This window comes from Ruegeria sp. YTSC003, from assembly GCF_059609785.1.
The window spans coordinates 108420-130615 of sequence record NZ_JBXWMK010000004.1 but is presented as its reverse complement, the minus strand read 5'-3'; the positions used below and the strand labels follow the sequence as shown (position 1 = coordinate 130615).

Sequence of the window (22196 nt, the reverse complement as noted above, 5' to 3'; positions counted from 1 at the left end):
GCAATGTCTGCCGTTTCGATCGGTGTCATCTCGCACAAGACCTAACGATACAACGAGATTTAGGCACCTGCGGAGATTTGGCACTCAACAAAATATGTTTGGCACTATACAGAGCGGCACCACTTTCAAGACGGACAATTCACCGATGCCCTCACTCAAGATTTACGTCAATTTCGTTCTCTTGCTGATGTTAACCGCCTGTGCCGGCAGCTATGATCGTTCAGCACTTACACCGACGTCCGAAAATTACGAGACCTTTCTGCCGGTTGTCACAACCCCGGACAGCCGGTATTTCGAAGATGATAGCCGCGACCGTCTGGCAACTCTCAATGCGGAAATGCACAAGACGCTAGCACAGGTTCCAAGGGGGCAAGGCCTGAACATTCTTGCGCTATCGGGCGGCGGCCAGCACGGCGCTTTTGGGGCCGGCGTTCTAAATGGTTGGACCGACAAGGGCACACGCCCGTCCTTTGATGTGGTCACCGGAATCTCCACTGGCGCGCTGATCGCGCCCTTTGCTTTCCTCGGTCCGGATTATGACAGCCGCCTGAAGCGGTTCTATACCGAAACCGCGACCCGGGATGTCGTGCGATTAGACGTTTCGGGTGCCGTCATTGGGCGCGGTTTTCTGACCAAAGCAACGCCACTGAAAGCGGCAATCAAGCAAGAACTGACCGACAATCTGATCCGCGAGATCGCGAAGCAGCACAGATTGGGCCGCCAGCTTTTGATCGGCACCACCAACATCGACGCGGAGCGTCCGGTGCTGTGGAACATCGGGGCGATCGCCCAAACCGACACGCCGGGCGCGCGGGATCTCATCCGGGACGTAATTCTGGCCTCGGTCTCGATACCTGTCGTGTTTCAACCCGTTACAATCAAGGTGACCAATGGCGAAGTACAACACGAAGAATTGCATGTGGATGGCGGGCTTACCCGCGAGATTTTTGCCTACCCATACGACTTGCAGATGCGTCAGCTGCTGCGGGACGCCGGGCTGAGCAATCAAAAAAACCGCATTTGGCTGATCCACAATAAAACGCTGGAACCGAGTTTCGATCCGTTGCCCGGAAATGCGACCGCTGTGGCTAACCGCGCGTTCGAAATGCTGATCCGTTCCCAAAGCCTTGGCAATATCGAAAGCATCCTGACCCTCGCGAACCGGGACGGGTTTCAAGCCAACATCACCTATATTCCCAAGGAATTTCAAAGAAAACCGCAGGAACCCTTCGACCCCGAATACATGACCGACCTGTCTGCGATCGGTTATTGGGCCGGACGGCATAAGGAAGGGTGGATCTATGATGCGCAGGAGTGGCAGTGACGAGGATTTTAGGCCCGAACACCTACTGAAGCAGACATTCAACAAGATGTTTGAACAAATCGCAAATAACTGCAAGATAACAGGGTAACTCATGAGCAGACCGCATAGATGGTAGCGCCACGCCGCCTTTTCCCCTCAATCTCATCACTCCGCGCCCTTGAAGCGCTGGATCGCTTAGGCTCGGCTTCTGCGGTCGCTGATGAGCTTGCCCTGACCCAAAGTGCCGTCAGCCGTCAATTGCAAACATTGGAAGCCCAGCTAGGTGTCGGTCTGATCCGTCGGGATCGCAAACGCCTGCTGCTGACCCCGGTTGCGCAGGAATATGTAGCTGAAGTCCGGCAAGGTCTGAACCAGATCGCTCAGGCCTCGTTAAAGCTGCACATGGCTCCTATTGGTGGCACCTTGAACCTTGCGATCTTGCCGACGTTCGGAATGCGGTGGTTGGTGCCCAGATTGCCGGAATTTGCCCGCATGCATCCGGAAATAACCATCAACATGTCGACACGCCTGCGTCCGTTTAGCTTTACCTCTGAACCCTTCGACGCAGCGCTGTATTTTGGTGAACCCGATTGGCCCGGCACGGATCGGCTGTTGCTGCGCGTGGAAAGTGTATTGCCGGTTTGCGCGCCATCCTTGCTGCCCAAAGGCGCGCCGTCATCACCGCGAGATCTGCTGAAACTCCCATTGCTGCACATCCAGACCCGGCCCCATGCCTGGCAAGAATGGTTCAGCCATATGGGGACAAGCCATCCCGACGCGTTGCCCGGAACGATTTACGATCAATACACAACGATCAATCAGGCGGCGGTTCACGGTCTCGGCGTTGCGTTACTGCCAAATTATTTGATCGAACAGGACCTCGCGACAGGCAAACTGATCGCAGCCTTTCCGGACGCAGTCGAGATGATGGGCGCCTACTATCTTGTTTGGCCAAAAACCAAGTCGGACGATCCGTCGCTGCGCAGCTTTCGTCACTGGCTGTCAACGCAGGCCCAAACTGAAGAGGGTCTGCCGCGCTGACGGTGTCGAATGCGACCCGACTTGGCAATTACAAAGTTTCCGTCAGCAATGAAGCCGCCCGCTTCAATTCAGTACGCCAATTTGACGGCGCATCAAGTGCGGCCAGTGAATCGAGGGACAGGAAGATCGTTGAAATGCCCTGCGCCACGGCCCTGACCCGTTCTGGTGTAGCGTCGGGCGACACGCGACCAAGGAACTTCTCAAGAACCGCCACAAAACGTGCCAAGACTTCCAGCAACGGCTCGGCAAGTTCGGGATGATCCCCGACTGATGCGGATAACCCCTGCCACGCAGCAGCAAGCCGCGGGTCGATCTCTTCATCTTCGGCAAAAAGGATTTCCAAGAGCTGATCGCCTGTTTCTATCTGTGTAAGATGACAGTCCAGCTCCAATGTCAGCTCGTTGAACGCGTCTGCGACATGCAGATTCAGCGCAGCAATCATCTGGTCACGATTGCCAAGGTAGTGCCGTAACAATGGTCGCTTCACACCAGCCTCGGCCGCGACACGCTCTTGGGTGGCACCATCAAGCCCGTACCGGGCCACGCAGGTCATATAGGCATCAAGGATTTCTTCTGACCGTTGCGGTTTTAAGCTCGGGCGCGGCATGGCATTTCCAATCCCTTCATCAGGCTCAGGACAAGAGCCTATGAAATCTTGATGAACCGCAGTTCTTGCGGCCAATTTCTTCAAATTTTTTTAACTTTAGTGAACGATCACTTTGCATTGACATATGGCGCATTTAAGGTTATCTGTCAACTTTGACAATAATGAAAACTTAGCAGCCATTTGTGAGATCATTCATGCAACAGCCGAACCAAATGCCAGAGGTCGCCACCCAGGAATTGCCTTCTGAAGCCTACACATCAGATGAATGGCTGGCGCAGGAAAACAAGAAACTGTTTTCGCGCAGCTGGGTGTTTGCTGGCGTCGAGTCAAAGGTTGCCAATGCGGGCGATTACATGACGGCCAAGGCAGGGCACTTTACCCTGGTCGTAATCCGCGGAAACGACGGCGAACTGCGGGCGTTCCACAACGTTTGTCGCCATCGCGGAACCGAATTGCTGGACCGCGGCTGCGGAAATGCGGGCAAAACGATCGTGTGCCCCTATCACTCGTGGACTTTTGGCCTGGATGGCGCGCTGCGTGGCATCCCTGACCAGAAGGCCTGTTTCCCGGACATCAACAAAAAAGAAAACGGCCTGCACAGAGCTTCGGTCGCGGTGTTCAAGGGCATTGTCTTTGCCAATCCCGAACCCGATCAGGACCTGTCCGATTGGCTCAGCGGATTGGAAGATGTCGTCTGGCCGCACGACATCACCAGCCCTGAACTGATATCTTACGGTGAACCTGTAACCTATGAAATGCAGTGCAACTGGAAAGTGTTCTTCGAGAATGCGATCGACGGATACCATCTGGCCTATCTGCACAAGAACACCCTTGGCGGCCCAACTCAGGACAAGAACATCTGGGACCCTTATGGTGACAATCAGGTTTGGTACTCGACCGAGAATGAAACCGTGCGTTCGCGTGTTCCGAATTTCGTGTCTACGCGCATGGACAAATGGAACGCGAAGAAAATCCCGCATGCTGAGAAAGAAGGCTATGGCGGCGTCTACATGTTGTTCCCGACGACCCTGATCGTGGCAAGCCCGTGGTCCTTCTCAATATCCGTGATGGAGCCTGTAAGCGCCGGTGTGACACGGTTGCATGCTTATGTCTGGGCCGCAAAATCATGGATGTCGAGCCGCGGATCCGTCAAAGATATCCCCGGCTATGACAAGGTATCCGGCATGATCAAAAGCTCGCACTGGAAAGTGCATCCGCTGGAAACCCAGGACTTCCAGACTGAAGATGTATATGTCGTCGAGAAAATGCAGCGTGCGATGATGTCGCCCAAATACACGGTCGGCAAAATGGCCTCTGGTCCTGGGGCTGAATCTCCGCTGACCTACTTTCAGAGATCGGTTCTGCGCCACATGGAAGCGTAGGTACACGCGGCAAGCGACAGAGATTTCACTGGGTCACTTGCCCAATCGGATGGCCTGCTTCATTTGAGGTGGGCTATTGAAACGAAGAGGCTTGATCGCATTTCAACGATCAAACCTCACACTGTTTTTCGAGCTTTCATCCCCTGACCAAGAGCATTCGGTGAGGAACGGTGCTTATGCCGCACCGCTTTGGTCGTCGCGACTGCAAATCTCGATGATCTCGCGCTTTTGAATTTTGCCGGTCGGTCCTTTGGGCAATGCGTCCCAAATCTCGATATCTTTCGGGATTTTGAAGTTGGCAATCTTACCCCGGCAGTACTCACGCAGTTCTGCGCCACTAACAGCCGTATCAGAGTTCAGGGTGACAACGGCATGAATCCGATCCCCCCATTTCGGATCCGGCAGGCCGAACACACTGACTTCGTCGACTGCATCATGTTCAGCCAGACAGTTTTCGACCTCGACCGGGAACACGTTATAGCCGCCGGACTTGATGCGGAACTTTGCCCGGTCCTTGAGATGGACGTAGCCCTCTGCATCGATAACAGCGATATCCCCGGTATGCAGCCAACCATCGCGGACGGTTTCCGAATACTCTACCGCCTGATTCCAATAGCCCGGGATCACGTAAGGCGAGTGAATCAGCAGCTCACCTGCCTCACCGCTGGGAAGGTCATTGCCCTGCTCGTCAACGACACGGACGTCCACGTAGAAAAGTGGCCGGCCCGCGCTTTCGAGACAATTGTGCCCGTCTTTCAAAGCGCGCTCATGATCCGTTGCGGTCAACATCATGCCCATGCCCATCAGCTCGGTCGTGCCAAACATCTGCAAGAACTTGCACCCGAAAGCCTTGAGCGCATCGCGCACTGTCGCGGGTGGAATTGGCGCAGACCCATACCCCAGCTGCCGGATCGACGAGCAATTGTATTGCGTAATCAGGCCGGAAGACAGCAGGTCGTTCAGCATCGTTGGCACCAGAACGCAGATCGTCGCCTGCTCACGGTCAATAAGCTTTAGCGCCGTTTCAGCATCCCATTCGCCGACAATGGCACATTTGGTGCCGTGGAACATGTTACGCAGTAGGTGAATGATCGGAACGCCCGATGCCGGCATCGCGTGCAACCAGACATCGTCCGGACCCGCACCTTCCGTCAGGGCGATTACACCCATCGACTCGATCATCAACGCGTGAGGATAGATCGCACCTTTCGGCAAACCGGTTGAACCGGTGGTGTAGCAGATCATCAATTGCTCATGCGGGGTATGGGTGAAGGCCCCGCGATCAGATGCTGATGCGATAAGGGTTTCATAGTCCCGCTCCAACGCATGTTGGGAACCGACCCCTACCAGCACCGGCTGGCGCTTGCTGAAGGTCAACGCGTCTTGGGCGATTGCAACTTTCGTGTCCTGCACGATCAGAACATCCAAGCCCGCGTCGTCAATCAGCGCGCCGATTTCGCGCGGGGCAAGGCGATAGTTCAGACCCACTCGAATCGCACCGGCCTTGGCGCAAGCGCCAATGGTTTCCGCAACCTCTATGCAGTCGGGCAGGATCACCCCGACCCTATCACCTTTGCGGACATCCAGCGACCGCAACGTATGCGCCAGCGCATCCGTTCGCTGGCCCAACTCGCGCCAACTGCGACGGCGGTCCAATTCCACATAAGCATCCTGATCTCCAAAGCGGTCTGCGTTTCGGTCGATCAGCTGTCCAAGCGTCGGCATTGGTGTCTCCTCCCGGGCATCATCACGGCAATTCTTAAGTTACGTGATTGTCGTTTTTTGGTGGCGTAGGGCGTGCGAAGTCAGGTGAAAATTCACTTTGACCCCACATCAGCCTTCCAGCGGTGTGAGTTTGTGAAATCCCTTGCGCCCATAAATAAGCGCCGACTTTTCCGGGTTCAGGTGAACTTCTTTCACCATACCGAAGAACACCGCATGTGTCTTCGTATTTGCCCAGTTGTCGACCACGCATTCAAAGGACACGACGGACTCTTTCAAAACAGGCAGACCCAGATCTCCTTTGATCCATGTCCCGGCTGCCTGGAACTGTTGTTCCTTGTCCATTTTTGACGAAAAGGCACCGACAACCTCGGTCATGTCATCAGGTATGAGGTTTACGGCAAACTTTCGGCTGTCCATCACGACGCCATATGTTCGCGCTGTTCGGTTGATGCAAACCAACAAAGCTGGCGGATCGGCCGTTAGCGAACATACCGCTGTCGCCGCCATTCCAGCACGCGAATCTTCGAATTCTGAAGTGATGATGGTCGTTGAGGCCGCCAGCAACTGCATGCCGGTCTTGAACCTGTCTTCTGTGGTCAGGGTCATACTGCGCTCTTGCTAATTAGTGAACGATCACTTACCTTCCACATCGCCGGATAAATGTCAACGCAGACTTCGCAGCCCGGCGGCAAAGAAACGAAACCCGACCCTTGTGACCAAGGGGACAGAACGGGCACACAGACCAACAGGAAGGCGGTTGCACACCGCAAAGCCAACCGCAGGAGACGCGTATTGAACCAGCATAGCCCCAACCCCGCCGAGAGCCTCGCGACGCTTTTGGAGACACAAAAAGCCCACCAGGCCGAACATGGCGTGCCAAACGCGGCTGAACGCAAGGATCGCATCACGCGGTTAATCGACCTAGTACTGGATAATCGCGATGCCATGATTGACGCGATCTCGTCCGATTTTGGCAATCGGTCACAACATGAAACAATCGCAGCCGACATCGTTGGCACGGTAAAACAGTTAAAATTCGCGCGGGACAACCTTGATCGCTGGATGCGCCCTGAAAAGGCAAAAGTCGAGTTTCCGTTGGGCTTGCTGGGCGCGCGCGGTCGCATCCATTATCAACCCCTGGGTGTCATTGGGATTGTCAGCCCCTGGAACTTTCCGATCTATCTGGCCATCGGCCCAATGGCCGAAGCCTTTGCGGCAGGCAACTCGGTCATGCTGAAGCCGTCAGAGTTCACATCCCGCACATCCGACCTTTTGAAGTCGCTGATAGAGGCAAACTTCGCCCCGCACGAAGCCGTGGTTGTGACCGGGGGCGTCGACGTCGCGCAGGCGTTCACCGCCCTGCCTTTTGACCACTTGCTGTTTACCGGCGCCAGCACCATTGGCCCGCACGTCCTTCGCGCAGCAGCTGAACATATGGTGCCGACAACGCTGGAACTTGGAGGCAAGAACCCCGCCATCATCGCCCCCAGCGCAGATATGAACCTTGCGGTCGCCCGGATTGCGGCGGGCAAAGGATTCAATGCGGGTCAGGTTTGCCTGGCACCGGACTATGTCTTGGTCCCATGCGCAAAGATGGAAGAATTCGCCACCCAGCTTGCGGCAAAACTTGCCGAGGCCTTCCCGACTCTGTCCGGCAACCCGGATGTCACCCATATTGTGACCGACCGCCAATTCGATCGGCTCAAGGGCCTTGTGGAGCAAGCACGCTCGGCAGGGGCGAGGGTCGTTCAGGTCAATCCCGCCAATGAAGATCTCTCAGCCACAAACGAGAAAATTCTGCCTCCGACACTGATCGTCGACGCCGATCCGGCGCTGGACGTCATGCAGGATGAAATCTTTGGGCCGATCCTGCCAATCCTGCCTTACGACTCGCTGGATCAGGCCATTAGCTTTGCCAACACCCGTCCGCGCCCCCTAGCGGCTTACGTATTTGCCAAGGACGCGGGCGAGCAGGAGCAGGTGATGGAAAGCACCATTTCCGGCGGAGCGTGCATCAACGAGACCATCATGCATTCGACCCAGAACACCCTACCCTTTGGCGGCGTCGGGAATAGTGGCATGGGCGCTTTTCACGGCCTGCACGGCTTCAAACGGTTCAGCCACGCAAAGGCTATTTTCAAGCAGATCAACATGGATGGTGTCTTCAAGGCTCTTCGCCCGCCCTATGGCGAGAAGTTCTTTAAAACAATGGCACCGTTCCTGAAAAAATAATCTGGTGCACCAACAAAAGAAGGAAACTCCGCATTTACGAAGTTCCCTTCAATCCTTTTGCGGTATTGCTGACAGCGCGGCTTACTATGGGCAAGGTGCCTGTGGCACTGCCTCAGACCTCCAGCCATTCCTTCCGGATTTCGTCATTTTCGCGCAATGCCTGCGGGGTGCCTTCGTAAACCATGTGCCCGTGACCCATGACGTAAACCCGGTTGGTCACACGCAAAGCGATAGTCAGCTTTTGCTCGACCAACAGGATCGAGACGCCACGCTCGGCAATCTGCAGCAGCAGATCCCCCACTTGCTCAACAATCTTCGGGGCCAGACCTTCGGTCGGTTCGTCGATCATGATGAAATCGGGATTGCCCATCAAAGCGCGACAGATGGTCAGCATTTGCTTTTCGCCGCCCGACATGACCGAGGCATCCACATCCGCACGGTTGCGCAAGTTGGGAAACATCTCAAACATGTCCTCGATACACCAGCGGCCATCGCCGTCCTTTTGGCCCGGCTTCAGCCCCAGTATCAGGTTTTGGCGCGTTGTGAGACCGGGAAAGATATCCCGGTTTTCGGGCACGTAGCCAATCCCGGCCTTGGCAATCTCAAAGCTCTTGCGACCAGCGATCTCCTGGCCGCGGAACTTGATCGACCCATGTGGCGCGACCTCGCCCATGATCGCCTTGCAGGTGGTTGACCGCCCAACCCCGTTGCGCCCCAGCAGCGAGACGATTTCGCCCTCGCCCACTTCAAGGTTCACCCCCTGAAGAATGTGACTTTTTCCGTAATATGCGTGCAAGTCGGTGACCTGAAGCATTACACCGCCTCCTCTTCCAAACTTGCGCCCAGATAGGCTTCTTTCACTTTCACCGATGCGCGCACGACGTCCGGCGTGTCGGATTCGATCACTTCGCCATAAACAAGGACCGAGATCTTGTCGGCCAAATCGAAGATCACGCCCATGTCGTGCTCGACGATCAATAGTGTCTTATCCTCGGTCACGTTGCGTATCAGATCGACGATCAGGTCAGTTTCTGAATGGCTCATCCCGGCGCAGGGTTCGTCCAGCAGAATGATATCGGCTCCGCCAGCGATCGTGATCCCAATCTCAAGCGCGCGCTGTTCGGCATAAGCCAGCGTGCCTGCCAGTTCATTCCGGCGCGCGGTCAGATTGATCTGTGCCAGAATACCCTCAGCCTTTTCAGTCACATCCTGCTGCCGACCAATCATGTGCCAAAACGAATAGCGATACCCCATTGTCCACAACAACCCGCAACGAATGTTTTCGAACACGGTCATGTTGGGAAAAATGTTGGTGATCTGGAAAGATCGGCTGAGACCACGGCGGTTGATCTCGAAGGGCTTCAATCCGGTGACATCTTCGCCGTGCAGAAACACCCCGCCCGAGGTCGGCGCGAACCGCCCGGTGATCAGGTTGAACAGGGTCGACTTCCCGGCCCCGTTTGGCCCAATGACCGCATGGCGTTCACCTTTTGCGATCTGCAGGTTCACACCCTGAATGATCTTAGCCAGACCAAAACTTTTTTCGAGGTTTCTTAGCTCGATAGCAGGAGCGCTCATGCCCGGTCCTCCGCATGGTTCGCATTGTCCCAGGCTTCACGGATTTCCGGCAAAACGCGGGACACAAGGAATAGTGAGATCGCGGCGATGATTACTGCAAAGGCTATGGCTTGATAGCCACCACTGTCAAAGGCAATGCCATAGAGGTGCATCTCGTGATCGCCGCCGTATCCATGGCGCTTGTGGAACAGAATCTCCAAAATGGCGGCCAGGGACAGGACACTCGTGATCGCGGGGATTGCCACCTTGAGATACGGCTTGATCAGCAATTTCAGTTTACCCAAGGCGAGCGGGCGTCGATGCATCGCAATCAACCCGGCAAAACCAGACGGGAAGAACATCACACAGGCCACGAACAAAATGCCCAGATACAGCGCCCACAATTCGGTATGCAGGCCAAGAACCGTTTGCAGCAAGGTGAACACGACCGCGCCGATGATTGGCCCGACAAAGAAGCCGGCTCCGCCAATGAAGGTGATCAGCAGGATTGAGCCTGACGTTGCAAGGTTCAGGTTTTCCTCGGTCAAAATCTCAAAGTTGATCGCGAACAACGACCCGGCGACACCGGCAAAGAAACCCGAGGCGCAGAAGGAAATCCAGCGAACGTTGCGTTGGGAATACCCCAGAAACTCGGCGCGTTCCTCGTTGTCGCGCACAGCGTTGGCGATCCGCCCGATCGGCGTGCGCGAGAACAGGTACATCAGCAACGCCGCCACCAAAAGCCACACGACAGTAAGGTAATAAACCTCTTGCTGTGTAAGGAATTCATATCCAAACACTGGCGGACCCATGGTCCGGTCGCCCGAGATGCCTTCTTCGCCGCCAAAGAACACTACGATGATGACGGAACAGGCGGCGATCAGCTCTCCGACACCAAGCGAGATCATGGCGAATACAGTGCCTGCCCGACGGGTCGAAAAACTACCGATCAGGAAGGCGAAGACCATGCCGAACAAGCCTCCGACAATCGGAAGAAACGGCAAAGGCAACCATAGCCCGTCCTCGACCATGTTCATCACGTGCATGGCGAAGAACCCGCCAAGACCCATATAGACCGCATGACCAAAGGACAGCATACCACCCTGCCCCAGCAACATGTTGTAGCTTAGCGCGAAGACGATGGTGATTGCCATCTGGTTCATGATCGTCAGCGCCGAACTGGATTGGAACACAAATGGCAGGCACAACAGGAACAAAGCGGCAAAAGCCCAGGGCATCACGCTTGATAGCGATATCAGCCGCGTAGTGCCCGCAGTTAAGGGCGTCTTACTAGCGATACTCATGATTCACGGTTCCCCATAAGACCTTGCGGGCGCAGAACAAGAACGATGATCATCAACAGGTAAGGCAAGATCGGGCCGAGTTGAGGCAGCGTCAGTGTCCAAAGGTCCTGCAGCGGATGATCCCAGATCATCTCTGGCTTGGTAAAGCCGATCGCGGTCAGCACCTGTTCAGCCGTGACGTCATAGGCGGTGGCAAAGGTCTGAAGCCAGCCGATAATCAGGGATGCAACCAAGGCGCCCCAAAGGGAACCCAGACCGCCGATCACAATGGTCACAAAAACGATTGAACCCAGCTGCAAGGCCATGCCGGGGAAAACACCCAGAACCGGACCAGCGATGACGCCGGCCAGCCCGGCCATCGCGGTTCCTACGCCAAACACGCACATAAAGACCAACGGTACGTTGTGACCCAGGTTCTGCACGGTTTCGGGATAGCTGAGCGCGGCCTGAATGGTCATGCCAATACGGGTCTTGGTCAGAATGTATAGCAGTGTCAGGAAGATCCCCATTGCGACGGCGATCATGAAAACCTTGTAGGCAGGGAAAGCATTTCCAGCGATAGCGAAAGCTGCAAAATCCAGCGCGGCAGGTTCCGAGAATGGAAGCTGACTTTTGCCCCAGAAGAATTGAATCGTTTCTTCAATCAGCAGCGCAAGACCAAAGGTAAAGATCAGTTCCGGCACATGCCCGTATTTGTGAACTCGTCTTAACCCGTATCGCTCGATCAGAGCTCCGATCAAACCGACAATCAATGGCGCGACAAGCAAGCCGACCCAGAACCCGGTGACGAGGCTGATCTGATAGGCGAAATAAGCACCCAGCATGTAAAAACTGGCATGAGCAAAGTTCAGAACGCCCATCATGGAAAAGATCAGTGTCAGACCGCTGCATAGCATGAACAGCAACAAACCAGTCACAAATCCATCCAACACGTTCACGAGGAACAGCGCCATTACGTGTCTCCCTGCATTTTATTGAGTGGTAGCCTAGCGGCCCGCCCGGATTTCGGACGGACCACCAGAGTGGTTAGAGGGTTATGGGCGCTTCATCTCGCACGTGGTGGACGAGTCATTGGACGCCAGTTCGACAACAGTTTCTGCGACCATACCACGGCCAGAATTGTCATAGTCGAACGCAGCCTCGGGTGTCTGCCCTTGCACCGTCACTGTCTGGATCGTCTGGTGATCGCTTTCACGCATCAAGGTCTTGCCAGTGACAATACTGTCGTATTCCATACCTTCCAGCGCGTAGGCGATCGCCTTGATATCCGTGGCGTTGCCTACTTCGTTGATCGCGGCCGCCAGCATCGGTGCAACATTCGCCATCTGAGGCTGACCGAAGTCCAGATCCGGGAAGCTTACATAGAAGGCTTCGATGAACTCTTGCGCTTCTGGTGTTGGGGCGGGGTTTACCTGACCTGCGCCAACCAGCTTGACGATTCCGTCGCCTTCTTCACCAAAGGCCGCGGTGATGCCCGATGTCGCGCCATAGTAGGTGTAGATCGGCTTGTCGAAACCGGCACCCATGACCGCCTTGCCCAGACCGACCATATCGCCACCCCAGTTACCGGTGATCACGGCATCTGCGCCCGAACCAACAATCTTGCGCGCGTAGGGCGTGAAGTCTTTGACTTTGCCGATCGGGTGCAACTCGTTCCCGACAATCTCAATATCGGGGCGCTTTTCCTGAAGGAAACGCTGAGCGGCCGCAGCAACAGCCTTACCGAACGAATAGTCCTGACCGATCACATAGACTTTTTTAATATCCGGGTTGGCTGCAATGTCATCGGTCAACGCGTCCATTTTGATGTCAGCATTGGCGTCAAAGCGGAAATGCCAGAACTGGCACTTATCATTGGTCAACGCCGGGTCAACGGCCGAGTGGTTGAGGAAGATAACCGGATCATCAGGGTTGCGACGATTGTGCTTGGCAACGGCTTCGGTCAGCGCGTTCGCCACACCGGATGATGCGCCCTGAGCGATGATGCGAATGCCCTGATCCATGGCAACCTGCAACTGGATGAGAGATTCCTTTGCGCTGATCTTATTGTCGAAAGGCACCATCTCGAATTCGGCATTCCCATCCAACAGCCCGCCAGGTTCGTTCACCAGCTCTTTGACGCTGTGGCGATAGATTGCCAGGCCTTGTGTGCCCGTCGTCGCAAATGGCCCGGATAGCGGATCAATGAAAGCGATTCGTACTTTTTCCTGTGCCGCAGCGGCCCCTGCAACAAGACCAGCAGCAAGTGCGGTCGCCATCATCAAATTGAACTTGTTCATTTCTTCCTCCCTATTGACACCAGGCGGTAGGTTTCAGCCCGTTGTAAGATCCACACGTGGGTGAGTGATCGATCACTATATTCATGACTGTTTGTTAGTGTGTCAACGAATTACTGACCGAATTTGGAACTTCTGGACATTCGTGAAACAAAATCGGCATTGCGCCGTCACATCGCCCAATTTCATCTCGCCTAGAGTGACTGCTCCTCAATTAGCTTTGAAAATAAGGGGAATGCTCAATCGACTGAATATCCGTGATCCAATCTTCTACCCGCGCTCATGATAAACAGAACTGGCCCAAACAAATCGTTGACATTTTTTTTGTTCGCGTAATATCATTTGTGTACTAACGAGAAATTTCTCATCAGGATAGACACTTTGCGGTATCTCTCTCCCAACACGCTCGATGATGCATTTGACTTGCTGACCAGCAATGATCTGACGGTTGTCGCTGGCGGCACTGACTTTTTCCCATCCCGGCAGCGTCATGAGCTGCAAACCGACATATTGGACGTCACACGCATCAATGGTCTTTCGGGCATCCAACTTGTGGATGACCGTTGGAGAATCGGAGCCACAACAAGCTGGACAGACATTGCCCGGGCCAATCTGCCCGTCGCATTTAGGGGCCTGCAAATGGCAGCGCGGGAAGTCGGTAGCCTGCAGATCCAGAACAGCGCCACGATTGCAGGGAACCTGTGCAATGCCTCGCCTGCCGCTGACGGCGTGCCACCGCTGCTGACGCTGGAGGCCAGCGTTGAACTTGGCTCGGCCCGTGGCTTTCGCGAGGTTCCGCTGTCAGAGTTCATCACTGGCGTGCGCAAAACGGCGCTGTCCGACGATGAGATTGTGACCGCGATCTACCTGCCCGATCCGCCCAAAGGGACTGTTGGACATTTCGAAAAACTCGGCGCGCGGCGATACCTTGTGATCTCGATCACGATGACTTCTGTCATCATCGGCCTAGATAAAAACCACCGGATCAACTATGCGCGCATCGCCGCGGGGGCTGCGTCAGCCGTGGCACAAAGGCTGGTACAGCTCGAAACCGATTTGATCGGGAAATCCCCTGAAACGGTTGAAGTTTCATCAGAGCATTTGGCACCGCTCAGCCCCATTGATGACGTCCGTGGAGACGCCGCATTCCGACTGGACGCGGTGGCAGAACAATGTGTCCGGGCAATCGCAGAAGCGGGACAACACCATGGATAAACGCGCTGATGAATTCACGACCGAATTCACCTTGAACGGCCACCCTGTCAGCGCGGTGCCGCGCGTGGGTGAACGCCTGTCGGAAATGCTGCGCGAGCGGCTGTCAGCACGCGACGTCAAGATCGGATGCAACGCCGGCGACTGCGGTGCTTGCACTGTACTGGTCGATGGTGATCCGGTCTGCGCCTGTCTGGTTCCGGCGCAACAGGCTGCCGGGCGGTCCGTGGAAACGGTGTCCGGGCTGACGCAGGATGATCAGATTGCCAAACGTTTGGCAGACAGCTTTCAGAACCACGGCGCGGCGCAGTGCGGAATCTGCACACCCGGCATGATGACCTCCGCCGTCGCTTTGCTGCGCGAGACACCTGAGCCAAACAATGAACAGGTCCAGGATGCCCTTGGTGGCGTTTTGTGCCGCTGTACCGGGTATCGCAAGATTATCGATGCCGTTGTTGCCGCTGGTGCGCCTACTTTGCCAGAAGCAACACTGGGACATGCGGGCGACGCTATCTGGCGCGTGGATGGGCACAACAAGGTCACAGGCACAGAGCTTTTTGGCGATGATGTTGCCCCGGCAGGTACGTTGGAAATCCATGTCATCCGTTCCCCTCACCACCGCGCCGGGTTTACGCTTGGCGATCTGGACGCTTGGGCCAACGAGACCCCTGGGATCGAAGCAGTCCTGACTGCGGCCGACATTCCCGGGCGCAACAACTTTGGCGTTATTCCCGACTTTGCCGACCAGCCTGTCTTTGCGGAAACCGAGGCTCGGTTCCGTGGTGAGGCTGTCGCCGCCATCATTGGCCTGCCCGAGGTTCTGGCAACATTCGACCCAGCAGATTTTCCGGTAACGTGGGAAGAACGCCCCGCGGCGCTGGACTCCCTTGACGCCATGACGCCCCAAGCCGCGCAGCTGCACCCAGATCGCGACGGCAACGTTATGTGTGCCGGTTTCGTGAAATGCGGAACACCAGAAACCGCGTTGGATAACGCAGATGTTGTGGTCGAAGGCCATTTCCGCTCGGGCTTTGTCGAACATGGGTATATCGAGCCTGAGGCCGGGTTCGCCGAGATCGTGAACGGGCGGGTCGAAGTCCATGCCTGCACGCAAGCCCCGGTGATGGATCTGGACGCGCTGGAGATCATTCTGGGGATGCCGCGCGATCAGATCCGTATTGCCCCGACCGGGGTCGGCGGCGGGTTCGGTTCAAAACTCGATATCTCGGTGCAGCCTTATCTGGCACTTGCCGCGCTTAAAACCGGTAAGCCGGTGCGACTGACCTATTCCCGAACCGAGTCGATGCAGTCCACCACCAAACGCCACCCTTCCGACCTGCAGGTCAAGATCGGGGCAACCAAAGACGGTCGTATCAGTGGGATGACTTTTGACGGGCTGTTCAACACAGGCGCCTATGCCAGCTGGGGTCCGACCGTAGCCAACCGGGTGCCCGTGCATGCCTCAGGCCCCTACAAAATCACAGACTACCGCGCCGAAGCCAAAGGCATCCATACGCATTGCCCGCCATCGGGCGCATTCCGCGGCTTTGGGGTTCCGCAATCGGCTATCGCACAGGAATGCCTGTTCGACGAGTTGGCGGACAAGCTGGGCATCGACGCGCTTGATTTCCGCATCAACAATGCGCTGGAAAACGGTGTACCCACCGTTTGTGGACAGATCTTCGATCAGGGCGTCGGCATTCGCGCCTGCCTCGAAGCGCTGCGTCCCGCGTGGGCCGAAGAAAATACAGCAGTTCAGGCATTCAATGCACAAAACAATACCTTGAAGCGCGGCGTTGGACTGGCGGCAGGCTGGTACGGGTGCGGCAACACTTCGTTGCCCAACCCGTCGACGATCAAATCGGGCATCCGGTCTGATGGCAGTTTGGTCCTGCACCAAGGGGCGATGGATATCGGCCAAGGGGCAAACACCGTGATCACGCAGATCTTTGCCACAGCGCTTGGTGTCCCGGTTGCGCAGATCGAAATCATCGGGGCCGATACGGATGTCACGCCGGATGCCGGCAAAACCTCGGCCTCGCGTCAGACCTATGTCTCTGGCAGCGCTTCACGTCTGTCGGGTGAATCGATGCGGGCGCAGATTTTGTCCCGCGTGAACGCCGGGCCTGACGCCATGATCACCCTGAGCGCAGGTTTGATTGTGGTGGACGACAACGGGCAACATCACTCTATCGACCTGACTGTGCTGGAGCCTGACGCAGAAGGCTACGTCCTGCGCGCCGAAGAAACCTATGACCCGCCCACAAAACCGTTGGACGAAAACGGTCAGGGGATACCTTATGCTCAGTTTGGTTATGCTGCGCATCTGGCGGTTGTCGAGGTGGACACAAAGCTGGGCACGGTGAAACCGATCAAATTCGTGGCCGCCCATGACGTTGGCAAGGCGATCAACCCGATGCTGGTCGAAGGTCAGGTACAGGGCGGTATCGCGCAGGGTCTGGGCATGGCACTGATGGAAGAATACCTGCCCGGCCGCACCGAGAACCTGCATGACTATCTGGTCCCGACCATTGGTGACATCCCTCCGATCGAAACGCTGATCATCGAGGAAGAGGATGCCCACGGCCCCTATGGTGCCAAAGGCCTGGGCGAGCACGTGCTGATCCCGACAGCCCCGGCCCTATTCAACGCAATCAAGCGCGCCTGCGGCGTTCGGCTGACTCACGGTCCCGCCACACCAGCAAAAATGCGCGCAGCAATCAAGGAATTGACAGATGCCAACTGAGCGCACAATAACGGAAAAAATCCGCTGCGACGCCTGCCCGGTGATGTGCTATATCGCAGATGGCAAAATCGGGGCCTGTGACCGCTATGCCAACCATGGCGGCGATCTTGTCCGACTGGATGCGCTGACCATCATCGAAAGTGCAGAAGACACTCGTCTGGTCCCGTTCCTGAAGGATGGTAAGGGCCCCGAAGATTGGGACGGCGACATCGTGCAGGGAAAACGGCCCTTTGTGACGGCCGTCGGCGCGGGCACGACCTATCCCGACTACAAACCCGCGCCCTTCATCGTCAGCCAGAACGTGGCGGGCGTGGATATGGTCACCGTGGTGACCGAGGGGATATTCTCGTATTGCGGCGTCAAGGTGAAGATCGACACCGACCGTCATATCGGCCACGAACGCGATGTTGTCCGCGTAAATGGAGAGCCGGTCGGGCACGTAATGACCTCAGAATACGGATCCAAGATGTTGTCGCTGGGCGGCGTAGAGCACCTGACTGGCGGCACCAAAAAAGAGGGCCGGATCACCTGCGATGCCCTGCTTCGGCTGTGCAATCGTGAAGCCGTCGAGATGGTGATCGGTGATGAAGGACATGAGACCACGGTTGTTGTTCAGGCCGGCAAAGCGCCCATCATCAACGGGGTCGAGGAAAAACTGATGCGGGTGGGCTGCGGCTCGGCCACAATCGGGATGTTCGCCAAGCAGTGGATTGAACATGTGGATGACGTGGTGGTGGTCGACGACCACATTACCGGCGTTCTGTCCGAGCATCAGGCAGGCAAACTGCTGGACGTCGAACCCACGGGGATCAAAATCAATGGCCGTCGTTCTACTCCGGGTCGCTATTTTCAGGTCGCAGAGCCCGGCACCGGCTGGGGCGGTACGGATATCGAGGATCCGCTGAAAATTCTGGGCGATTTCAATCCGAAATTCGCGCGTGAAGGTATGAGCCTGTTGATGGTATCCACCACTGGTGAGCAATATGGCTATTTTGGACTGGATGCCGAGCTGAAACCTCAGCCCGTCGAGATTCCCCCGGCGCTGAAGGCGTCTGCTGAGCTGATTGCCGAAAACTGCGAACCTTCGGTCTGCTCGGTTCTGTTCATGGGCGGCGCAGGCGGCAGCCTGCGGGCGGGTGTAACGGAAAACCCGGTTCGTCTCACGAAATCGGTCAAGGACTCGCTTACCTTTGTATCCTGCGGCGGGGCCGAAGCTTACGTTTGGCCTGGCGGCGGCATCACCGTGATGGTGGACATTCTGGATATGCCCACAGGATCGTTCGGATATGTTCCGACCCCGGCACTGGTCGCCCCCATCGAGTTCACAATGCGTGTCAGCGACTATGGCACGCTGGGGGGGCACATGGATGAGATCAAGCCAGTTGCAGATGTCATCTCGGACGAAACCCGCAAGGTAGATCAGTTCGAAAACCAGCCCGACCCTATGTCTTCGAACAACTACCGCTGGGCGAAAGGAGCATAAGGTCAGATGCAACCCATCTCTGCCATATTGCCGTGTGGCCGCAGATTGCATCTGCAACACGGCCCGATCGACCTGATCGTCGAGGCAGATGGGGCGCGCGATATCGCATTTGAAGCTGCCCAGTTACGGTTCCAATCCTTGCTGCAAGGCTTAGTGGATGAACTGGCTTTGTTGAAAACGCCCATGACGGCTGAATGCGCCCGCCCTCAAGGACGGGTAGCGCGCCGTATGGATGACGCTGCCCGCCCTCATACCAACGTGTTTGTTACACGCATGGCCGCAGTTGCCGGAGCCGTTGCAGACGAAGTACTGGCGGCCATGCTACAGGCCACGCCCCTGGATCGCGCGTCGGTCAACAATGGCGGAGACATCGCCGTGCATCTGTGCTCGAGTCAGGACTATAGCATCGCCATGAGTGGGCTTGACGGGTGCGACCTGGGCCGCATTGCTATCCGTGCAAGCGACAAAATTGGTGGCATTGCCACGTCGGGTCGCGGCGGACGTAGTCTGAGCCTTGGCATCGCCGACAGCGTTACAGTGCTGGCCAGCAACGCAGCAATGGCCGATGTGGCAGCGACTCTGATCGCCAACGCGGTTGATCTGCCCGGGCATCCGGCCATCCGGCGCCTTCCGGCCAATCAACTGCGCGATGACAGCGATTTGGGCGACCTGCCGGTTCCGGTTTCTGTCGGTCAACTCTCTGCCCAAGATATTCAAGATGCCCTGTCACACGGCCTGAATACTGCCGAGACCATGCTTGGACGCGGTTTGATCTCTGCCGCCCATCTGTCTCTTGGCTCTCACTCCTGCCAGACGGGCGCGTCCCGATTGGTGATCTCAACCACTCAGAAGGTTCCACAATATGCCTGACGTTCAACTGCGAAAAAAGCTGTTTTCGCTTGAAGAAATCTATCACGAAGGCGGACCACTGTCCGACACGCCGCTGGTGCGGGTCGCTGCGATGGCCGTGATCGCCAACCCCTTCGCAGGACGCTACGAACCCGAAATTCAGGGCTTTATGGAAGACCTCAAACCTTTAGGTTTGGAAATGGCGCAAACACTGATCGACATGTTGGGCGGTCCGGAAAACGTCCAAGGGTACGGCAAAGGGTCCTTGGTTGGCGAAGGCGGCGAGCTGGAACACGGCGCGCTGTGGCATGCCCCCGGTGGTTACGCGATGCGGCAGTTGCTGGGTACAGCCAACGCGATTGTGCCTTCATCGAAAAAAGTTGGCGGCGTGGGTGCGCGGCTGGATGTGCCGATCACGCATATCAACGCCTCATATGTGCGCAGCCATTTCGACAGCATGGAGGTGGGTTGCAATGACGCCCCGCGCGCAGGCGAGCTGGCTTTCTCGCTGGTCATGACAACTGGGCCGCGGGTGCATTCGCGCTCGGGCGGGCTTGAGGCCTGGGACATCAAAGGAGAGGACGGCCTAAGATGACAAAGATCCGCAAAATCGCAGTCAACGTTGAAGAAACCCATATAGAGGCAGGGCGCCCGATCTCGCCCGCCACACGCAAGGCGGTGGCTGTGGCCGTGATCGAAAACCCCTTTGCCGGGCAATATGTCGAGGATCTGACACCGCTGATGGAAACTGGTGCTGAGTTGGGCGCTTTGCTGGGCCGCCGCTGCGTCGAGGCCCTTAACATCACGCCGGAACAGGCTGAAAGCTACGGAAAATCTGCGATGGTCGGTGAGAATGGCGAGCTGGAACATGCCGCCGCCATCCTGCACCCCAAGTTGGGCGCGCCACTGCGCAAAGAGGTCGAAAAGGGCGCTGCCTTGGTGCCTTCTTCGAAGAAGATGGGCAGCCCTGGGCAGGTACTGGACGTACCGCTTGGTCACAAGGACGCAGCCTATGTGCGCAGCCATTTTGACGGCATCGAAGTGCAGTTGAACGACGCGCCCCGCGCGAATGAGATCATGGTGGCAGTTGCGATCACCGACAGCGGACGACCGCTGCCGCGTGTAGGCGGACTGACGAATGAGGAGGCAGAAGGCAAAGACGGGCTGCGCTGAATGTAGCAGCTGCGCTCTTTAGGGCTGACAACACATTAAGAAGCCGGGATAACTGGCCGTGAACAATGATCATTGGGAGGAATTTGAAATGAATCTGATCAGACGCACGGTACTGGGCGCGCTTGCTGCGCTGTCCTTCACCGGTTTGACGGTTGGGGTCAGTCTGGCCCAGGACACAATCGTTTTGGGTGAGGTGAACAGCTATACCCGTCTGCCCGCCTTTACAGAGCCCTACAAGAAAGGCTGGGAACTGGCGGTCGAACAAATCAACGCTGCAGGCGGAATCGACGGCAAGCAACTGGAAGTGATCAGCCGGGATGATACCGGTGATCCAGCCACGGCAATCCGGATCGCCGAGGAGCTGGTCTCAAAAGACGGTGCAGTTCTGATCTTTGGCACCTTCCTGTCCAATATCGGTCTGGCGGTTTCCGATTTTGCCAAGCAGAAAGAAGTCCTGTTCATCGCTTCCGAGCCTCTGTCCGACGCGATTGTCTGGTCCAAAGGCAATAAATACACTTATCGCCTGCGCCCCTCGACCCACATGCAGGCCGCGATGCTGGCCGAACAGGCCGCCAAGTTGGATGCCGTGAAATGGGCAACTGTCGCACCCAATTACGCCTACGGGCAGGATGCGGTGAAGGCCTTCAAATCCGAACTGACCAAATTGCGCCCCGATGTGGAATTTGTCGAAGAACAATGGCCACCGCTGTTCAAGATCGACGCAGGTTCCACCGTACGCGCACTTGAGGCCTCGAAACCGGATGCGATTTACAACGTGACCTTCGGCGGCGATCTGGCCAAATTTGTTCGCGAAGGTTCGCTGCGGTTCCTGTTCGAGGATCGCGACGTGGCATCATTGCTGACCGGAGAACCGGAATACCTCGACCCGCTGGGGGCTGAGGCTCCTGAGGGTTGGATCGTCACCGGATACCCCTCGACCGACATCGCAACGGACGAGCATAAGGCATTTGCTGAAGCCTATATCGAAAAGTTCGGCGAAGCGCCCAAAACCGGATCTATCGTTGGATATAACTCGATCCTCGCCATCGCCGCAGCACTAGAAAAGGCCGATTCCACAGACACTGACGCCTTGCTAGCCGCGATGGAGGGCCTGACCGTCGACAGCAGCCCAACCGGCCCCTTCACCTTCCGCGCGGCTGACCATCAGTCCACGATGGGCGCCTATGTCGGCATGACTGGGACAGTCGACGGCAAACCATCGATGGTCGACTGGTCCTATGCCGACGGGGCAGATTATTTGCCCAGCGAAGACGACGCAGCAGCCTTGCGTCCAGCGGAATAAGCC

Annotated in this window: 19 protein-coding genes; 11 read left to right on the top strand and 8 right to left on the bottom strand. The window is 56.6% G+C overall.

Translation table 11 applies throughout. The features are described from left to right. Positions 1-145 precede the first annotated feature (145 nt). Both AC2FFH_RS09855 and AC2FFH_RS09850 read left to right on the top strand, forming a co-directional pair. Positions 146-1324 (top strand): patatin-like phospholipase family protein, encoded by a 1179-nt coding sequence (locus AC2FFH_RS09855; protein WP_496844312.1) that lies wholly within the window; start codon positions 146-148, stop codon positions 1322-1324. Positions 1325-1432: 108 nt separating this feature from the next. Then, complete coding sequence (locus tag AC2FFH_RS09850; protein WP_496844311.1) at positions 1433-2344, top strand: LysR family transcriptional regulator; 912 nt, start codon at positions 1433-1435, stop codon at positions 2342-2344. A 28-nt stretch (positions 2345-2372) separates the two neighbouring features. On the opposite strand, the gene AC2FFH_RS09845 is transcribed toward AC2FFH_RS09850, so the two are convergent. After that, positions 2373-2951, bottom strand: coding sequence for a TetR/AcrR family transcriptional regulator (locus AC2FFH_RS09845; RefSeq protein WP_496766294.1), 579 nt, complete (start codon positions 2949-2951; stop codon positions 2373-2375). 194 nt (positions 2952-3145) lie between these two features. Between AC2FFH_RS09845 and AC2FFH_RS09840 the strand changes: the two genes are divergently transcribed. Continuing rightward, positions 3146-4333 carry an aromatic ring-hydroxylating oxygenase subunit alpha gene (locus AC2FFH_RS09840; RefSeq protein ID WP_496766292.1) on the top strand — a complete coding sequence of 396 codons (1188 nt, stop codon included), beginning with the start codon at positions 3146-3148 and terminating at the stop codon, positions 4331-4333. A gap of 174 nt (positions 4334-4507) precedes the next feature. On the opposite strand, the gene AC2FFH_RS09835 is transcribed toward AC2FFH_RS09840, so the two are convergent. Then, positions 4508-6058: a class I adenylate-forming enzyme family protein gene (locus AC2FFH_RS09835; protein ID WP_496844309.1), complete on the bottom strand. Its 1551-nt coding sequence runs from the start codon at positions 6056-6058 to the stop codon at positions 4508-4510. Positions 6059-6166: 108 nt separating this feature from the next. After that, positions 6167-6664: a flavin reductase family protein gene (locus AC2FFH_RS09830; RefSeq protein WP_109311127.1), complete on the bottom strand. Its 498-nt coding sequence runs from the start codon at positions 6662-6664 to the stop codon at positions 6167-6169. Between the two features lie 186 nt (positions 6665-6850). Between AC2FFH_RS09830 and AC2FFH_RS09825 the strand changes: the two genes are divergently transcribed. Beyond that, positions 6851-8290, top strand: coding sequence for a coniferyl aldehyde dehydrogenase (locus AC2FFH_RS09825; RefSeq protein WP_496766287.1), 1440 nt, complete (start codon positions 6851-6853; stop codon positions 8288-8290). A gap of 112 nt (positions 8291-8402) precedes the next feature. On the opposite strand, the gene AC2FFH_RS09820 is transcribed toward AC2FFH_RS09825, so the two are convergent. The 5 genes from AC2FFH_RS09820 to AC2FFH_RS09800 all read right to left on the bottom strand — a co-directional run bounded on the left by AC2FFH_RS09820 (position 8403) and on the right by AC2FFH_RS09800 (position 13430). Next, complete coding sequence (locus tag AC2FFH_RS09820) at positions 8403-9104, bottom strand: ABC transporter ATP-binding protein (protein WP_496724825.1); 702 nt, start codon at positions 9102-9104, stop codon at positions 8403-8405. Next, complete coding sequence (locus tag AC2FFH_RS09815) at positions 9104-9868, bottom strand: ABC transporter ATP-binding protein (RefSeq protein ID WP_496734790.1); 765 nt, start codon at positions 9866-9868, stop codon at positions 9104-9106. Before AC2FFH_RS09815 ends, AC2FFH_RS09820 begins: the two co-directional genes overlap by 1 nt. After that, complete coding sequence (locus AC2FFH_RS09810; protein WP_496778387.1) at positions 9865-11151, bottom strand: branched-chain amino acid ABC transporter permease; 1287 nt, start codon at positions 11149-11151, stop codon at positions 9865-9867. The genes AC2FFH_RS09815 and AC2FFH_RS09810 overlap by 4 nt, the downstream gene beginning before the upstream one ends. Beyond that, positions 11148-12104, bottom strand: coding sequence for a branched-chain amino acid ABC transporter permease (locus tag AC2FFH_RS09805; protein WP_109311132.1), 957 nt, complete (start codon positions 12102-12104; stop codon positions 11148-11150). The genes AC2FFH_RS09810 and AC2FFH_RS09805 overlap by 4 nt, the downstream gene beginning before the upstream one ends. An 81-nt stretch (positions 12105-12185) precedes the next feature. Then, a complete protein-coding gene (locus tag AC2FFH_RS09800; protein ID WP_496837136.1) occupies positions 12186-13430 on the bottom strand; it encodes a branched-chain amino acid ABC transporter substrate-binding protein in 1245 nt (414 codons plus the stop codon). A 378-nt stretch (positions 13431-13808) separates the two neighbouring features. Between AC2FFH_RS09800 and AC2FFH_RS09795 the strand changes: the two genes are divergently transcribed. The 7 genes from AC2FFH_RS09795 (at position 13809) to AC2FFH_RS09765 (ending at position 22193) form a co-directional block, all read left to right on the top strand. After that, positions 13809-14642, top strand: coding sequence for an FAD binding domain-containing protein (locus AC2FFH_RS09795; RefSeq protein WP_496766281.1), 834 nt, complete (start codon positions 13809-13811; stop codon positions 14640-14642). Continuing rightward, on the top strand, positions 14635-17385 hold the full coding sequence (locus AC2FFH_RS09790) for a molybdopterin-dependent oxidoreductase (RefSeq protein WP_496766279.1): 2751 nt from the start codon (positions 14635-14637) through the stop codon (positions 17383-17385). The genes AC2FFH_RS09795 and AC2FFH_RS09790 overlap by 8 nt, the downstream gene beginning before the upstream one ends. Further along, positions 17375-18868 (top strand): 6-hydroxynicotinate reductase, encoded by a 1494-nt coding sequence (locus AC2FFH_RS09785; RefSeq protein WP_496844307.1) that lies wholly within the window; start codon positions 17375-17377, stop codon positions 18866-18868. The genes AC2FFH_RS09790 and AC2FFH_RS09785 overlap by 11 nt, the downstream gene beginning before the upstream one ends. A 6-nt stretch (positions 18869-18874) precedes the next feature. Continuing rightward, positions 18875-19738 carry a UPF0280 family protein gene (locus AC2FFH_RS09780; protein WP_496739110.1) on the top strand — a complete coding sequence of 288 codons (864 nt, stop codon included), beginning with the start codon at positions 18875-18877 and terminating at the stop codon, positions 19736-19738. Continuing rightward, positions 19731-20312 carry an amino acid synthesis family protein gene (locus AC2FFH_RS09775; protein ID WP_113788527.1) on the top strand — a complete coding sequence of 194 codons (582 nt, stop codon included), beginning with the start codon at positions 19731-19733 and terminating at the stop codon, positions 20310-20312. Before AC2FFH_RS09780 ends, AC2FFH_RS09775 begins: the two co-directional genes overlap by 8 nt. Further along, on the top strand, positions 20309-20890 hold the full coding sequence (locus AC2FFH_RS09770; protein WP_496844306.1) for an amino acid synthesis family protein: 582 nt from the start codon (positions 20309-20311) through the stop codon (positions 20888-20890). Before AC2FFH_RS09775 ends, AC2FFH_RS09770 begins: the two co-directional genes overlap by 4 nt. Positions 20891-20978: 88 nt before the next feature. Next, positions 20979-22193, top strand: a complete 1215-nt coding sequence (locus tag AC2FFH_RS09765; protein WP_496844305.1) for an ABC transporter substrate-binding protein — start codon at positions 20979-20981, stop codon at positions 22191-22193. Positions 22194-22196 lie beyond the last annotated feature (3 nt).

Excerpts from the sequence above, each read along its gene's own strand:
- AC2FFH_RS09780 (WP_496739110.1), top strand. The coding sequence starts at position 18,875 with ATGCAACCCATCTCTGCCATATTGCCGTGTGGCCGCAGATTGCATCTG.
- AC2FFH_RS09800 (WP_496837136.1), bottom strand. The coding sequence starts at position 13,430 with ATGAACAAGTTCAATTTGATGATGGCGACCGCACTTGCTGCTGGTCTT.
- AC2FFH_RS09820 (WP_496724825.1), bottom strand. The coding sequence starts at position 9,104 with ATGCTTCAGGTCACCGACTTGCACGCATATTACGGAAAAAGTCACATT.
- AC2FFH_RS09845 (WP_496766294.1), bottom strand. The coding sequence starts at position 2,951 with ATGCCGCGCCCGAGCTTAAAACCGCAACGGTCAGAAGAAATCCTTGAT.
- AC2FFH_RS09815 (WP_496734790.1), bottom strand. The coding sequence starts at position 9,868 with ATGAGCGCTCCTGCTATCGAGCTAAGAAACCTCGAAAAAAGTTTTGGT.
- AC2FFH_RS09765 (WP_496844305.1), top strand. The coding sequence starts at position 20,979 with ATGAATCTGATCAGACGCACGGTACTGGGCGCGCTTGCTGCGCTGTCC.
- AC2FFH_RS09775 (WP_113788527.1), top strand. The coding sequence starts at position 19,731 with ATGCCTGACGTTCAACTGCGAAAAAAGCTGTTTTCGCTTGAAGAAATC.
- AC2FFH_RS09770 (WP_496844306.1), top strand. The coding sequence starts at position 20,309 with ATGACAAAGATCCGCAAAATCGCAGTCAACGTTGAAGAAACCCATATA.
- AC2FFH_RS09790 (WP_496766279.1), top strand. The coding sequence starts at position 14,635 with ATGGATAAACGCGCTGATGAATTCACGACCGAATTCACCTTGAACGGC.
- AC2FFH_RS09810 (WP_496778387.1), bottom strand. The coding sequence starts at position 11,151 with ATGAGTATCGCTAGTAAGACGCCCTTAACTGCGGGCACTACGCGGCTG.
- AC2FFH_RS09855 (WP_496844312.1), top strand. The coding sequence starts at position 146 with ATGCCCTCACTCAAGATTTACGTCAATTTCGTTCTCTTGCTGATGTTA.
- AC2FFH_RS09835 (WP_496844309.1), bottom strand. The coding sequence starts at position 6,058 with ATGCCGACGCTTGGACAGCTGATCGACCGAAACGCAGACCGCTTTGGA.
- AC2FFH_RS09830 (WP_109311127.1), bottom strand. The coding sequence starts at position 6,664 with ATGACCCTGACCACAGAAGACAGGTTCAAGACCGGCATGCAGTTGCTG.
- AC2FFH_RS09785 (WP_496844307.1), top strand. The coding sequence starts at position 17,375 with ATGCCAACTGAGCGCACAATAACGGAAAAAATCCGCTGCGACGCCTGC.
- AC2FFH_RS09805 (WP_109311132.1), bottom strand. The coding sequence starts at position 12,104 with ATGGCGCTGTTCCTCGTGAACGTGTTGGATGGATTTGTGACTGGTTTG.
- AC2FFH_RS09840 (WP_496766292.1), top strand. The coding sequence starts at position 3,146 with ATGCAACAGCCGAACCAAATGCCAGAGGTCGCCACCCAGGAATTGCCT.
- AC2FFH_RS09850 (WP_496844311.1), top strand. The coding sequence starts at position 1,433 with ATGGTAGCGCCACGCCGCCTTTTCCCCTCAATCTCATCACTCCGCGCC.